The 14,282-nt window shown below is 57.8% G+C and carries 17 protein-coding genes and 2 tRNA genes; 13 read left to right on the top strand and 6 right to left on the bottom strand.

Features of this window, described 5'->3' with window-relative positions:
• Window positions 1-49 precede the first annotated feature (49 nt).
• Together tnpB and tnpA are read right to left on the bottom strand one after the other, a co-directional pair.
• Window positions 50-403 (bottom strand): IS66 family insertion sequence element accessory protein TnpB, encoded by a 354-nt coding sequence (tnpB, locus tag ACQY1L_RS12540; RefSeq protein ID WP_430241035.1) that lies wholly within the window; start codon window positions 401-403, stop codon window positions 50-52.
• Window positions 400-789, bottom strand: a complete 390-nt coding sequence (tnpA, locus tag ACQY1L_RS12535) for an IS66-like element accessory protein TnpA (RefSeq protein WP_430241034.1) — start codon at window positions 787-789, stop codon at window positions 400-402. The genes tnpB and tnpA overlap by 4 nt, the downstream gene beginning before the upstream one ends.
• Here tnpA and ACQY1L_RS12530 point away from each other — a divergent pair.
• Window positions 788-1,714 (top strand): glycoside hydrolase family 5 protein, encoded by a 927-nt coding sequence (locus ACQY1L_RS12530; RefSeq protein ID WP_430241032.1) that lies wholly within the window; start codon window positions 788-790, stop codon window positions 1,712-1,714. The two genes, tnpA and ACQY1L_RS12530, sit on opposite strands and share 2 nt — an antisense overlap.
• An 83-nt stretch (window positions 1,715-1,797) precedes the next feature.
• On the opposite strand, the gene ACQY1L_RS12525 is transcribed toward ACQY1L_RS12530, so the two are convergent.
• The 4 genes from ACQY1L_RS12525 to ACQY1L_RS12510 all read right to left on the bottom strand — a co-directional run bounded on the left by ACQY1L_RS12525 (window position 1,798) and on the right by ACQY1L_RS12510 (window position 5,459).
• On the bottom strand, window positions 1,798-3,537 hold the full coding sequence (locus ACQY1L_RS12525; protein WP_430241031.1) for a tetratricopeptide repeat protein: 1,740 nt from the start codon (window positions 3,535-3,537) through the stop codon (window positions 1,798-1,800).
• A 17-nt stretch (window positions 3,538-3,554) separates the two neighbouring features.
• Complete coding sequence (locus ACQY1L_RS12520; protein WP_430241030.1) at window positions 3,555-3,911, bottom strand: hypothetical protein; 357 nt, start codon at window positions 3,909-3,911, stop codon at window positions 3,555-3,557.
• 478 nt (window positions 3,912-4,389) lie between these two features.
• A complete protein-coding gene (locus ACQY1L_RS12515; protein WP_430241029.1) occupies window positions 4,390-5,187 on the bottom strand; it encodes a S1/P1 nuclease in 798 nt (265 codons plus the stop codon).
• Between the two features lie 197 nt (window positions 5,188-5,384).
• Window positions 5,385-5,459 (bottom strand) — tRNA-Thr (locus ACQY1L_RS12510).
• A 153-nt stretch (window positions 5,460-5,612) separates the two neighbouring features.
• On the opposite strand from ACQY1L_RS12510, the gene ACQY1L_RS12505 reads away from it, so the two are divergent.
• From ACQY1L_RS12505 to ACQY1L_RS12450, 12 genes are all read left to right on the top strand, one after another.
• Window positions 5,613-5,837, top strand: coding sequence for a hypothetical protein (locus ACQY1L_RS12505; protein WP_113109468.1), 225 nt, complete (start codon window positions 5,613-5,615; stop codon window positions 5,835-5,837).
• Between the two features lie 129 nt (window positions 5,838-5,966).
• Entirely contained in the window at window positions 5,967-7,259 is a 1,293-nt protein-coding gene (murA, locus tag ACQY1L_RS12500) for a UDP-N-acetylglucosamine 1-carboxyvinyltransferase (RefSeq protein ID WP_192087543.1), read from the top strand.
• Between the two features lie 153 nt (window positions 7,260-7,412).
• Complete coding sequence (locus ACQY1L_RS12495) at window positions 7,413-8,255, top strand: oxidoreductase (protein ID WP_174195605.1); 843 nt, start codon at window positions 7,413-7,415, stop codon at window positions 8,253-8,255.
• Between the two features lie 83 nt (window positions 8,256-8,338).
• Complete coding sequence (locus tag ACQY1L_RS12490; RefSeq protein ID WP_113109471.1) at window positions 8,339-8,770, top strand: DUF2948 family protein; 432 nt, start codon at window positions 8,339-8,341, stop codon at window positions 8,768-8,770.
• A 42-nt stretch (window positions 8,771-8,812) separates the two neighbouring features.
• Window positions 8,813-10,126, top strand: a complete 1,314-nt coding sequence (gene hisD / locus ACQY1L_RS12485; protein WP_430241028.1) for a histidinol dehydrogenase — start codon at window positions 8,813-8,815, stop codon at window positions 10,124-10,126.
• Between the two features lie 2 nt (window positions 10,127-10,128).
• Window positions 10,129-10,602: a UPF0262 family protein gene (locus tag ACQY1L_RS12480; RefSeq protein ID WP_062453857.1), complete on the top strand. Its 474-nt coding sequence runs from the start codon at window positions 10,129-10,131 to the stop codon at window positions 10,600-10,602.
• A 68-nt stretch (window positions 10,603-10,670) separates the two neighbouring features.
• The gene (locus tag ACQY1L_RS12475) at window positions 10,671-11,102 is read left to right on the top strand and encodes a low molecular weight phosphatase family protein (RefSeq protein WP_209903656.1); all 432 of its coding nucleotides are present in this window, start codon (window positions 10,671-10,673) and stop codon (window positions 11,100-11,102) included.
• Window positions 11,103-11,231: 129 nt separating this feature from the next.
• Window positions 11,232-11,450: a translation initiation factor IF-1 gene (infA, locus tag ACQY1L_RS12470; RefSeq protein WP_062453856.1), complete on the top strand. Its 219-nt coding sequence runs from the start codon at window positions 11,232-11,234 to the stop codon at window positions 11,448-11,450.
• 28 nt (window positions 11,451-11,478) lie between these two features.
• Window positions 11,479-12,099: a Maf-like protein gene (locus ACQY1L_RS12465; protein WP_062453855.1), complete on the top strand. Its 621-nt coding sequence runs from the start codon at window positions 11,479-11,481 to the stop codon at window positions 12,097-12,099.
• Between the two features lie 22 nt (window positions 12,100-12,121).
• The gene (gene yacG / locus ACQY1L_RS12460; RefSeq protein WP_062579059.1) at window positions 12,122-12,340 is read left to right on the top strand and encodes a DNA gyrase inhibitor YacG; all 219 of its coding nucleotides are present in this window, start codon (window positions 12,122-12,124) and stop codon (window positions 12,338-12,340) included.
• Window positions 12,341-12,521: 181 nt separating this feature from the next.
• Window positions 12,522-12,597: transfer RNA gene (locus tag ACQY1L_RS12455), tRNA-Phe, on the top strand.
• Between the two features lie 320 nt (window positions 12,598-12,917).
• Entirely contained in the window at window positions 12,918-14,273 is a 1,356-nt protein-coding gene (locus tag ACQY1L_RS12450) for a pilus assembly protein TadG-related protein (RefSeq protein WP_062453853.1), read from the top strand.
• Window positions 14,274-14,282: the final 9 nt, after the last annotated feature.

Here is a 14,282-nt window from a genome sequence, read left to right as displayed (position 1 = left end):
CCCGCTCGTTTGCCTTCGGAATCCGTCGCCCTGAGTCATCATGCCGCAGCTATTCGATAGCCTCCGGCGTTCTCGTCTGGACGGCATGAACCCGCCGCCAATCGAGGCCCGCAAACAGGGCCTCAAACTGGGCGTGGGTCAGCGTCATCAATCCATCCTTGATACCGGGCCAGGTGAAGCTGTGCTCTTCCAGCCTCTTGTAGGCCAGGACGATACCGGAGCCGTCCCAGTAGATCAGCTTCAGCCGGTCTGCCTTGCGCGACCGGAACACAAAGACCGTTCCGGTGAACGGGTCCTTGTGCAGCTCGTTCTTCACAAGCGCCGCCAGTCCGTCATGCCCCTTGCGGAAGTCGACTGGTTTGGTCGCTACCATGATCCGAACGCGGTTCGATGGAAAGATCATGTCGCCGCCGCCAAGGCACGCGCGATGGCGGCGATCCGGGCAACAGACGCACCTTCCTCAAGACGGATGGTGACAGGGCCGACGAGAATCTCGGCGCGGGAGACTGCTTTGGCAGCAGGCGGCTCCGGTGCGGGCATCTCGACAACCATGGCCGCGAATTCGACTGCGTCTTCCGGCTCCGGTAAAACCAGCTTGCCCTGCCGCGCCAGCGTTCGCCAGGACGACAGATGATTGGCTTTCAGCCCGTGACGTTCCGCGACCTCGTTCACCGTCATGCCCGGACGCAAGCTCTCTGAAACGATCCGTGCCTTGATGTCGTCTGGCCATTGGCGGTGAACCTCCCGTCGGCTCCGTCGCTTCGTGAGAACCTCCAACGTAGTCTCCATGGAGAAACTCCTTGTCGCTCATCCATGGAATGTCGATCACAGATCAGGCGGCTGCAGGCAATGTGGGGGCAGAACAGCGGTTACTTATTACCTCTCGCTGGGCGTGAAAGTGTTTCGGATCCCCTTCAAGTGGAACCGCCTGCAGCCCGATATTGCAAAACCGCTTGAGCCGGCGGCACTTGAGGGCCTCGATCGTCTGGTCGGCCGGGCAGTGGGCGAGGGTGCGGTTGTCCTCCTGGATATGCATGACTACGGAAGGCGCGATAAGATCGTCATCGGAGACGGCACGTCAGCTGCAACGCTCGAAAGCTACGCGGCGTTCTGGGGCGAGCTGGCACAGCGTTACGGGAAAAACAGCCTTGTCTGGTACGGGCTGATGAACGAGCCGCATGACCAGGATCCCATTCTCAACCTCAACACCCAGAACGCCGCATGCGCCGAAATCAGGCGGCGTGGCGCAACGGGAACCGTGCTGTTTTCCGGCATCGCCTGGACGGGCGCCCATTCCTGGACGAAGACCTCGAACGGCACCGTGATGTTGCAGGCATTCGATCCCGCCGACAATTGCGGCTTCGACATGCACCAGTATCTCGACAAGGGATTTGGCGGCTCCAACCCGATCGCCACCGAAGGCATCGGAAAACGGATCCTGAAAAGCGCCACAGACTGGGCGACCCAACATCGAAAACGCATCTTCATCGGCGAATTCGCCACCGACCGAACCGAAGGCTCTCTACGGGAACTGCGCGACCTGCTCGATGCCATGATGGCCCGCCCCGACATCTTCCTCGGCGCCACCTACTGGGCCGGCGGCGGCGTCTGGGGCAACACCAACCAGCAAACCGTCGATCCCCCACGCCATAGACCGGGCGTCATGAGCGAGCAGTTGGAGCTGCTGCTGCCGTATGTTGGGTGTCGGGGCTAGTCGGGGAGGGGGAGAGCGATTGCGGCCTTGCGGGACGCGCTTTACAGCGTCAGTTTCCAGGTCGCAATTGGGCGGCTATCTTTTTAGTCGGCGGGATCCTTAACTACCTGATTTGCAATAATCTCCAATATCGACTGCTTCATATTTTGATATCGCAAACGACCCGGCCTCATCGCTAAAGCTCTTTCGATGACTACAAGCGCCTCACTAAATACTCCGCATTCAACGTAAAATTTAGAAAGGTAATAGTACACTGCAGGGTTAGATTGATCTTCTGCAGTTAGAGCGTCTGATATGGCGTTTGCCTCCTCTAATTCTCCATTCAATAGGAGCGCAAGTGCGACTTTGGCAGCTGCTTGCTTATTTTCGGCTGCAGACTGGACTGACAAACGGCCCCAGACAACGCGCTGGTGTGGGTCGTCTTCGATATCGCAAAGTGCTTCATAGACAGCAGAGCACTTGATCCGATCCAGATCGTTGATCATGAAACGGCGGGCAGTTTCAGGGCGGCCGGTAGCTATCATAGCCCTAGCCCAGCGAACTGCAAGTAGAGGGCTCGATGGGTCGGCTTCGTAGGCTAAGCCAGCCAGTCGTTCCTGTTTGATGGGATCGGGATCTAGATGGCTGGCGTAAGCCTTGATGTACGGGTTGCGGGAGCTATGCAACGCGTCTTTGGCTACTTTGTTGGGGATGCTGATGTAGTCGAAACCTGCGGCCAGATCGCTCGATGTCATATTGTGCGACTTAAAATATCGCCTTGTATAAGAGCGCAGAATCTCTTCAGCTTTACTGAGATCACCTTTCGCCATGGCATCGGTCGCTCGGATGTGCGGGTAAGCTTGATTATCAGGATCGAGTATGCTCGCCTGAGCATATAGATCGTCGCGCTCACCTTCTCGGAGAACAGGAGTATAGACACTGGCGACAAACTGCAGTGATTTCGCCTTATCCAGATCCGAGTAATCGTTCGGGTTTTCTGCGATGTCTGTGAGGATGGAAGCTCGCCCCTCACACATCTGGTAGAAATCGGAAATATTGTAAAACGGCCGTCCATTGGCGAAGCTGGCGACAACGGAGAAGCCGCTTCGAGTGGAAATGACGCTATCGCATGCAATCATTGCAGCGATATCGAACATCGCATCTTCATCAGAAGTTTTTAGGGTCGATCCACTGAGTTCGGTCGAGATGATTGCAGTTGTGTCGCGCTTCAATATCGTTTTGATGCGTTCGTCGTCGCTGAATATAATAGGCTTTTTGCCGACCTCGATTAGGCGCTTTACGACAGATTTAACCAGCGCCGTCGGCGCATATTTCTGGTTATAGAGTCGCGTCCTGTAGCTGCCATAAACAAGATCGCCCCGGCGGGCATGTATGGCTACTGCACCGTTCGGTACGCTAGACTTTGCAGCTTCGATGACTCTCGTAAGGCGCTTGGAGAACTCTATCTTTTCGAACGCTGCCGCCAAGTCTCTGCGCGGCACGCCAGGGGCTGAATCTATTTGCACTTGCTTCGACCAGTGGTCAATCAAGAAGCCATCTTTGCTTTCTTCTACCTTGGCGATAAGCTTCTTCGTAATTGGGGTATCGAGAACTTTTATGTAGCGACGCGGATCTAGGTCTGGATCAAAATGATCACGAACAAACCGGTCAGAAAATAGGAGCGAAGCGTGTTTGATCGCGTGGGAATCGGCATCTGAGTAAGTAGACGAAGGCCAGCTAAACTTGAAACCCAAGCCAAGGCGTTGAGCGACGTCAATCGCATTTACCATCGCACACAGGCGAGTTCCGAGCCCATCGGACCGGGTAACAACAGCATATTTCACTTGGCTTGCCTCTATTGCTAGCGAATGGAGTTATGGTAGGAAAGAGCCGCTATACAGATCGCCAGCGGGCCTGTCGCGCCTCGGCATGCGTCTCCACCCTCAATTTTCGCATAAAATAAACCCTCTGCGGTCCAGCTCAGTGCTACAGCAGAATTGGGGAGGATGACATCGAGAAGCTCTTTGGCTTCATCCAAAGACCGTGTGTACCAGGGAATTCGCGTTGGGGTTTTCGAGTGTGGATGAAGCCACAGCACTTTACGGGTTCCTTCTTCTTCAAAGGACTCGAAGCCAAGGGCAATCGCAATTGCCGTGTCGAATTTTCGGCTCGGCTCTTCTGCATCAGACAATTTTTGAATCAGTGGCTGCAACGACATCACAATTCCTCCGCACGTGGTAGTACAGTGGAATCAGCATATTGAGACAGTGCAAGTCGCAGCACTACGGATGCGCATAGTGCGAGAGCGGGAGATTCCGCTTGCATAAACCTGTCGTCAGCGAGACGGGCCGAAGCTGATTGCGGTTCCCAGCTTAGCCCCCCCGGATAAGCCGGAGAGGTTTGTTTGAAGAGATCAAACGCAGCGTCGATTGAAGCAGTAAATTTCGGTAGATTAAGGAAGTCGACCTGGGACGGTGAGGTCCAGAATTCCTCGCCAGGCTTAGTGCCAGTTCGCACTGTATAACCGGAGAAGATCGCTATATCGCGATCTAGTTCCTTACTAGGGCCGGATGCTCTCAACAGAGCCATGACCAGTGTTTTTGCATCCATGCGGCACCTCATTCATAGCACCCAAAATACATAACCGCGCGCAAATGTGAATGTTTTATGAGAGGGTCTATCGACAATCCGAACAGCTATCTGTTCTCAAGTGTCCTGTTGAGTAGGAATGCCAACCGAATCCCCGCTACTTTTAACTGGGCCGCGGCGACTGGCCAATTCACTTCGCAGTAGTTCCCGGGAAGAGTAATAGGGTCACCCTGCAGATCCGCCAATTCAGGAAATATGACGTCACGGGCGACATCGTGGCTTTCCATCGCCCACTGAACGGGGTCGTTACCTCTGGCCACCCTTGCATCGGTACCATTAAGACGCTTCGCGATCTCGGTAAACTTCATTTCGGGACAGCTCACAATGTCTTGGTCCCAAACTTCGTGAAGGCTACGTACCTTTCCATTGAATATCACTTTTCGTCCGCCAGTATCTTTATTGGCATGAAGCGGTTGGTGGAGGTCACCAATAAAATGGACAAGGTACTTCAAGGCGACCAGTCGGCTTTCGTCATCCGATTCGCGGTTCGATAGATCTGAAATGTTGTGGCTGATTGCTTCGAGGACGCAATTCTTATCTGCGCAATCGCGGGCAGGATCGTACGAGGTTGCATCAAGCGGAATTCTAACCGCGTGCGACGGCTGGCGGGGAAATGTTACGCCCCTCATTGAGTCCGCCCAAGATGATATTTCGCTGAGGTGTTTTTTCCCCTCGGCAGCAAGGAGCCGCTGAACCTCACGTTTAGCGGATGGATTCAAATTGTCCTCCGCTATCTGGGCCACAATCTGGTGGCCGCGAGTTGTCCAGGCGGATGCTTGGGATGCTGGCAGGAGTGCGGCACACATAACCGCGGCGGATGCAAGGGTAATGAATATCTTTTTCATCGGCGCAGGCTACATCATTCGCCCCGAGGGGCAAGCCTAAGCGTCGGCTTATATTCTAACCTCTGCAACCACGTTGATTTCTGTGCGCCTGAGCGCCGCAGAGGTAGCAGCCGACGCCGTCATTTGCTGCTTATCAATCCCGAAAAACGAAGGATAACGTGGGTTCATTTCTGCTGTAACGGAGGGGGAAAGAAAAATGGTGCTGCTAGAGAGATTTGAACTCTCGGCCTCTCCCTTACCAAGGGAGTGCTCTACCCCTGAGCTATAGCAGCATCTGCGGACGTTCGGGTTCGTGTCGTCAGCGAGGGGGCTATTGCCATAGGTTCGGGGCAAGTGCAAGCAGCAAAATCGAACTTCTTGGAGAACCATCCGGGAAAACGCCCGGGGTGCTTTCGTGTGTCGGGCTTTTTCTTTAAGGAGAAGCCATGTCGAAAAAACCAGAAACCTTGGATAGCCAGGCGCCGGCCGCATCCTTGAGCGAAGCCGAGCGGCGTGAGCTGGATCGCAAGCAGCGGGCGGCTGCGAAATTGCGGGAAAACCTGATGCGGCGCAAAGGTCAGTCGCGTGCGCGGCGCGCCGGCGAGGCGGACGAGACGCAAGGTTTGCCGGCGTCTTCGCCCTCTGCCGCAAAAACGGACGAATCATCATAGTCTTTGCAGTGCATAAACGGGTTGTGGCACGATTTGCTCTCATCCGCAGTTTTCATCACGGATTGAAGCGGGGCAAGGTTTGGTCTAGAGACGCAAACCCGGCCGCTTGAGAGAAAGAGTTACCACACCATGGATCGCATCAGAATTTCCGGCGGCAACGAGCTTCACGGCACGATCCCGATCTCGGGCGCCAAGAACGCCGCGCTGCCGCTGATGATTGCGTCGCTTCTGACCAGCGATACGCTGACGCTCGAAAACGTGCCGCATCTGGCCGATGTCGAACAGCTGTTGCGCATCCTCGGCAATCATGGCGTCGATGTCTCCGTCAACGGCCGCCGCGAAAGCCAGGCCGAAAGCTATTCCCGCACGATCAATTTCACCTGCCGCACCATCGTCGATACGACCGCCCCTTACGAGCTGGTCTCCAAGATGCGCGCCTCCTTCTGGGTCATCGGCCCGCTGCTGGCGCGTGAAGGCAAGGCGCGCGTGTCGCTGCCGGGCGGTTGCGCCATCGGCACGCGTCCGGTCGATCTGTTCCTTGACGGCCTGCAGGCGCTCGGCGCCATCCTCGAGGTCGATGCCGGCTATATCAACGCGTCGGCCCCCAAGGGTGGCCTTGTCGGCGCACATTACACTTTCCCCAAGGTTTCGGTCGGCGCCACGCACGTCATGCTGATGGCGGCAACCCTTGCCCGTGGCACCACCGTCATCGACAACGCCGCCCGCGAACCCGAAGTGGTCGATCTCGCAAAATGCCTGACGGCTATGGGCGCGAAGATCAGCGGCGCCGGCACGCGCACCATCACCATCGAAGGCGTTGCCTCGCTGTCGGGCGCCCGTCACCGCGTCCTGCCGGACCGGATCGAGACCGGCACCTATGCGATGGCGGTTGCCATGACCGGCGGCGATGTGGTGCTCGAAGGCACGCAGGCCTCGCTGCTTGAAAATGCGCTCGATACGCTGCGCCTTGCCGGTGCCGAGATCACCGAAACCGAAAGCGGTCTGCGTGTCGTCAGGAACGGCAACCGGATCCAGCCGGTCGATATCGTCACAGAACCCTTCCCGGGCTTCCCGACGGACCTGCAGGCACAGTTCATGGCGCTGATGACGATGTCGTCGGGCGTTTCGCACGTCACCGAAACCATCTTCGAAAACCGCTTCATGCACGTGCAGGAACTCGCCCGTCTCGGTGCGCGCATTTCGCTGTCGGGGCAGATGGCGCGTATCGAAGGCGTTTCGCAGCTGAAGGGTGCGCCAGTGATGGCAACAGACCTTCGCGCATCGGTGTCGCTCGTCATTGCCGGCCTTGCGGCCGAAGGCGAAACGATCGTCAGCCGCGTCTACCATCTCGATCGTGGTTTCGAGCGTCTTGAAGAAAAGCTGACACGCTGCGGCGCCATCGTCGAACGCGTCAGCGACTGAGCAATATCGCCTGAAGAGGCCGCATGTTTCGACGGATGAGGGGCGGCCAGGGGGATACCTTGCCGTCCCTTTTTTCATGCCTATGTCAGGTATTGTCATCCAACACGCCCCGCCTCATTTTCATGATCCGGCTTTTCCATCGGAGATATTTTTATGACTGATGCATCTTCCAACGTCTGGTTCATCACCGGCTGCTCCTCCGGCTTCGGCCTGGAACTCGCCAAGCTGACAATTGCAAAGGGCTTTCCGACCGTCGTCACGGCCCGCGACAAGGCGAGGCTTGCTGATCTCGTTGCAGGCCACGACAATGCGCTCGCCGTTGATCTCGACGTGACCGACGAAGGCCAGATCGCAGCTGCTGTCAGCGCTGCCGAGGAAAAGTTCGGGCGCATCGACGTCCTCGTCAACAATGCCGGTTACGGCTACCAGGCCTCGATCGAGGAAGGCGAGGAAGACGAGATCCGCGGCATGTTCGATGCCAATGTCTTCGGCCTTTTCGCCATGACGCGGGCGGTGCTGCCCGGCATGCGCGCCCGCCGCAAGGGCCACATCCTCAACATCACTTCCCAGGCCGGCTTTATCGGCTTCCCGGGCTCCGGTTATTACGCGGCAAGCAAGCACGCCGTTGAAGGCTTTTCCGATGCGCTGTCCGCCGAAGTTGCAGCGCTTGGCATCAAGGTCACTTGCGTCGCACCGGGTCCGTTCCGGACGGATTGGGCCGGCCGTTCGCTGAAACAGACGCCTGTCAAGATCGACGAGTATCAGGATACCGCAGGCGCCCGTCTGTCGCAGACGGCAGGCTATAGCGGCCAGCAGCCGGGCGATCCTGTCCGTGCCGGCGAAGCCATGATCAAGGTCGTCGAGGCGTCCAACCCGCCGCGCCACCTCGTGCTCGGCGAAATTGCCTATACCGGCATCACCGCCAAGCTTTCGGAACGCCGCGACGAGATCGTTGCCTGGAAGGACACGACGCTCTCTGCCGACTTCCCGAAATAGTTGCTTCTTGCCATGCGCCATCCTATCTCCAGACCATCAAACAACGGGCCGCAGATCGCGGCCCAGGAACGGAATGGACGCGCATGACCGAGCTCAAGCTTCTGGCTCTCGATACCGACGATCTGGGGATCGTGTCTGCCCATATGCAGGATGCGGTCTTCAAGCTGTCCGACGTGCAGTGGTCGGCGTCGGAAAAGATATTCTCGCTGGCTGCCAACAGGTTTGATTGGGAAAAGGCCGGCGAGAAGAAAAAGGGGTTCGAGCGGCACCGTGCAGCGCTCGTCCTCAAGCGCGTGGAAGCAGTCCGTTCGACCGGTATCGACCGCAACCGCAAGGATGATGTCCTGTCGCTTCTCGCCGTGCGCTTCACGCCCAAGGGCGAGGGGCCTGATGGCACCGTGGAACTGATGCTTTCCGGCGGCGGCACCATTGCTCTCGATGTCGAATGCATCGAAGTTGCTCTTGCAGATATCGGCGGCGCATGGGAAACCGCAACGAGGCCGCGCCATCCTTGACCGGCCTTGTGATCATGGCATGGAACGGGAAGGAATATCCGCTTGGCACTCTGGCTTGAGCAGACAGCACCGGACTTCGAGACACGCTTTTCCGCTTTTCTTTCGACCAAGCGGGAAGTCTCAGAGGATGTGAACGCCGTCGTGCACGCCATCATCGATGACGTGCGCGCCCGCGGCGACGCGGCACTTATCGACTATTCAAAACGCTTCGACGGCATCGATCTTGCCGCGACCGGCATCCGCGTGACCGATGAGGAGGTCGACAAGGCCTTCGCCGAAACGGACCGCAAGGTGATCGACGCGCTGAAGTTCGCAGCCGAGCGGATCGAAAAGCACCACGCCCGGCAGATGCCGAAGGACGATATCTACGAAGACGCGATCGGCGTCGGCCTCGGCTCCCGCTGGACAGCGATCGAAGCCGTCGGCCTCTACGTGCCGGGCGGCACGGCATCCTATCCAAGCTCCGTGCTGATGAATGCGGTGCCGGCAAAGGTTGCCGGCGTGCCGCGCGTCGTCATGGTCGTGCCGGCCGGTGGCGGCAGCATCAACCCGGCCGTCCTTGCCGCGGCGCGCATCTCGGGCGTTACGGAAATCTACCGCGTCGGCGGTGCGCAGGCCGTAGCAGCGCTTGCCTATGGTACCGATACGATTGCGCCGGTCGCCAAGATCGTCGGTCCCGGCAACGCTTATGTGGCGGCCGCCAAGCGCCAGGTCTTCGGCATCGTCGGCATCGACATGATCGCCGGCCCATCTGAAGTGCTGATCCTGGCCGACAAGGACAACGACCCCGACTGGATCGCCGCCGACCTTCTGGCCCAGGCTGAACACGATGCCGGTGCCCAGTCGATCCTGATCACCGACGATGCCGAATTCGGAAAATCGGTCGAGGCAGCCGTCGAGCGACAATTGAAGACACTGTCGCGCGCAGAAACGGCCGCCGCGAGCTGGCGCGATTTCGGCGCTGTGATCCTGGTCGAGAATTTCGAAGCCGCGTTGCCGCTGGCAAACCGCATTGCCGCCGAACATCTTGAATTGGCCGTTGCCGATCCGGATGCGCTCATGGTCGGCATCCGCAATGCCGGCGCCATCTTCATCGGTCGCCACACGCCTGAAGTCATCGGCGATTATGTCGGCGGCTCCAACCACGTTCTGCCGACGGCACGCTCGGCACGCTTTTCGTCCGGCCTCGGTGTGCTCGATTTCGTCAAGCGCACCTCGATCCTCAGGCTCGGACCCGATCAGCTGCGGCAACTGGCGCCGGCCGCCATCACGCTCGCCCATTCGGAAGGGCTCGATGCACACGCCCGTTCGGTCGCCATCCGCATGAACGCCCATCCTCCGCAAGACGAGGGCTAGGGATGGGACAAGGGCACTTCCGGCTCTCGGATGTCGTCCTCGACGACTCGATCGGGCGCTCGACGCCCGATGTCGAACATGAGCGGGCAGTTGCCATCTTCGACCTTGTCGAGGAAAACGCCTTCGAGCCGGTCGGCCATGCAGGCGGCCCCTACACGTTGAAGCTTTCGCTGGTCGAGGCAAAGCTGATGCTCACCATCACGGGCGAAGCGGGCGAGGGGGTTGCGGTCCACATCCTGTCGCTGACGCCGTTCCGGCGGATCATCAAGGATTACTTCATGATCTGCGAAAGCTATTACGAGGCGATCAAGACCTCCACGCCATCGCGCATCGAGGCGATCGACATGGGCCGCCGCGGCATTCACAACGAGGGCTCGCAAACCCTGATGGATCGTCTCGACGGCAAGATCCGCATCGACTTCGATACCGCAAGACGGCTGTTCACGCTCGTCTGCGTGCTCTACTGGCGCGGCTGAAGACCATGGCGGCCGATGACGAACCGACAAGGAAGCAGACGATCGGCATTCCGACCGCGATCCTCTTCATGTGCGGTTTCAACTCCATCCGTTCGCCGATGGCGGAGGCCATTGCAAAAAGCCTGCTGCAGCCCGATATCTACATCCAGTCGGCGGGTGTCCGTTCCGGCGAGCACGATCCCTTCGTCGATGTCGTTCTGGAAGAGGTGGGCCTTTCGCTTAACCGCAACCGGCAGCACAAGCCGCGGACGATGGATGACCTTGAGGATGATTTCTTCGATTTGATAGTGACGCTGACGCCGGAGGCCCATCACGTGGCGCTGGAACTCACCCGTTCGAACGCCGTCGATGTGGTCTATTGGCCGACCATGGATCCGACGGCTGCGACCGGCACGCGTGAGCAGGTTCTCGACGCTTATCGCGAGGTGCGAGAGCATCTGTGGAAGCTGATTGACCGACGGATGAGGCCCATTCGCAGGCCACCTCCGGCAGGCGATTGACGGTCTTCAAGAATCGCTGTCAAGCGAGGTTCACAAACCGGACGCGATTGTGTAGTTTCCGCGCAAATTTCGAGGCGGCTGATCAGATTTCGGCCTGCCCGACCTTCAACACAGAAAGAAAACCAATACATGGCTAAAGAAGAAGTTCTTGAATTCCCGGGCATTGTCGTCGAACTGTTGCCGAACGCGACCTTTCGCGTGAAGCTCGAGAACGAACACGAAATCATCGCCCACACCGCGGGCCGCATGCGCAAGAACCGTATCCGCGTTCTGGCAGGCGACAAGGTTCTTGTCGAAATGACCCCTTACGACCTGACCAAGGGTCGCATCACGTACCGCTTCAAGTAAGAATTTCTCGCGGCAAAGACGGGTCCCCATGGCGATCGAACAAAAGCTCATCCTGGCCTCAGGCTCGCCGCGTCGTCTCGATCTTCTCAATCAGGTCGGCATCGAACCGGCCCGGCTGATGCCGATGGATATTGACGAGACACCCAAGCGGGTGGAACATCCGCGTTCGCTTGCGCGTCGTCTTTCGACGGAAAAGGCGGAAGCCGCCTTCGCCGCCGTCAACAACGATCCCGCCTGGCGCCACAGCTATATCTTGTCTGCCGATACGGTCGTGGCGGTTGGACGCCGCATCCTGGAAAAGACGGAGTATACGCAGGACGCCAGTGCCGCCCTGCATCTTCTGTCGGGCCGCGGCCACTGGGTCTATACCGGCATCTGTCTTGTCACGCCGGGCGGCCAGTTCCGCCAGAAGGTGGTTGAGACCAAGGTGCGCTTCAAGCGACTGTCGACCCGCGAGATCGAGAACTATATCGCATCGGGCCAGTGGCGGGGAAAAGCCGGGGCTTACGCGATCCAGGGCATCGCCGGCGCCTTCGTGCAGAAACTCGTCGGTTCCTATTCCAACGTCGTCGGCCTGCCGCTTCATGAAGTGACGGGTCTGCTGGCTGGCGAAGGTTTTGACGTAGCCGGCGCATGGCCGCAAGGCTGAAGACCTAAGAAGGAGGCCTGATATGGCTGAAACTTCAAACAAGGACATCACGACAGGCGGCAAGGTGGAGCCTTTGCGCAAGGCAAGGCCCTGTCCCGAATGCAGCCGCCCTTCCGCGCGCGAACACTATCCCTTCTGCTCGGACCGCTGCCGCAATCTGGATCTCTCCCGCTGGCTGCAGGGCAGCTACGCCATCCCCGTGGCCGACGATGAAAGCAAAGCCGACAACTACGAGGACTAGATCCTCGTCCGGTTCGGCCTTTGATTTCGCTCATGAAATCAGGTTTTTCACAAACCTTTCAAAAAAGTCGTCCGGGGTGCTGGACATGGCCGAACAAGATGTTATAACCCCGCTCGCTTCCCGGGGATACAAACCCCGGCCGGTCAACCAAGGACCGGAACGGCTTGCATAAAGCCCGGATGCCCGGATAGCTCAGTTGGTAGAGCAGCGGATTGAAAATCCGCGTGTCGGTGGTTCAAATCCGCCTCCGGGCACCATTTTTTATCAAGAAAATGCCTGTGTTGATCGAGTCCAGTTGAAGGCGATTTTTCTCGTCTTTGCAGATCCGGGCATCTCTACCACTCACCTGTTGTTCGTCAAAAACGCTACTCCACAAGGATCGGCCGACTTCTTTGGTGAGCGGCTTCCCGTTCCTCACCACTGCCAACGAGAACAGGCGCCGCAAAAACACGTTTCGTTAACAATTTCAATTAGCTACTTTAGTAACAAACATTTGAAACGGTGGGAGCTGATCGAATGCTCTGATCGAAATGCAGCATGATGCCGCTATAAGAAACTAAAAGGCAGATTGCGGTTTATGCTTGCAAAATTGAGGTCTATTTTTTCCTGCACCCGGGGCAATTTCGGCGTGCTCACCGGCCTTATCATGGTTCCTTTGATCGGTAGTGTCGGATTGGCAATCGATTTCGGACGCGCCCTGGAGGCAAAATCCTATCTCGATGCCGCTGCGGATGCTGCGGTACTTGCTGCTGTCTCCGAAAAATCCGCAGCGGTCGCAAAAGCCATGAAAATGGCCGAGGACGGTACTGTCGCCATCGCGGACACCGAAGCCAAGAAAATCTTCAAATCTCAGTTGTCGGCCAGATATGGGGACAACATGGAAGGTTTGTCGAGCCTGCTGATCGACGTCAAGCTGGAGCTGGTAAAGTCCGACGGCGTCGTCACATCGAGACTGAAATACGCCGCCACTCTACCCACGACCTTTACGCGGATCCTCGGCAATGACGAGATGGCGATTTCGGGGCAAGCGACCGCAGCCTACCTGATACCGAGTTTTCTGGATTTCTACATGCTGCTGGACAACACGCCATCGATGGGGGTCGGCGCGACTGCCGACGACGTGGCGAAACTGGAAGCTGCAACGAAGAATGGATCGGATGGGAAAGGCAAGGACGCCAACTGCGCTTTTGCATGCCACATCGTTTCGACGAGCGGTGTCGCCGACAAAAACAGCTATTACTATCTCGCCAAAGAAGTTGGCGCGACCATCCGCATCGACGTTGTCGCGGAGGCGGTCTCCGCGCTCATGACAACGGCGCAGGAGACTCAGACCGTTTCAGGCCAATTCAAGATCGGTGCCTATACGTTCGGACAAACCTCTGCCGATGCCCAGTTATACACCGTTTCCGAGCCGACGAGCAATTTCACCTCAGTGGCAAAGGCCACGAAGATGATTGAGCTGATGAGCGTTCCGAGCCATTCGTCGCCGAACGGGCAGACCGACTACAATGAAATACTGTCCAAGATCGGCCAAAAGATCAAAACCGTCGGTGACGGGAGCAGTTCGGCGGATAGACAGCCAATCGTTTTCCTTGTCGCGGACGGCGTTGGAGACGCATACCGTTCCGATTGTACAAAGAAGCTCTCATCATCCAACGGCGATCGCTGCATGGAGCCGTTGAATGCCAGTCATTGCAACGCCCTGAAGGCGCGCGGAATAAAGGTCGCAGTCCTGTACACGACCTATTTGCCTCTGCCCAAAGACGGTTTCTACAAGAAGTGGATCGCACCCTTTCAGAAGGAAATTCCGACGCAGATGCAATCTTGCGCCACGGAAGGCTACTATTTCGAGGTCAGTCCGACCGACGGCATAAGCGAGGCAATGGATGTCTTGTTTCGCAAGATCGTGGGCCGTGTACGGCTGACAAGCTGACGGGCCTGA

Source organism: Neorhizobium sp. DAR64862/K0K3 (genome assembly GCF_050500185.1).
GTDB lineage: Bacteria > Pseudomonadota > Alphaproteobacteria > Rhizobiales > Rhizobiaceae > Neorhizobium > Neorhizobium soli.
This window is presented reverse-complemented; position numbering and strand designations above follow the sequence as displayed.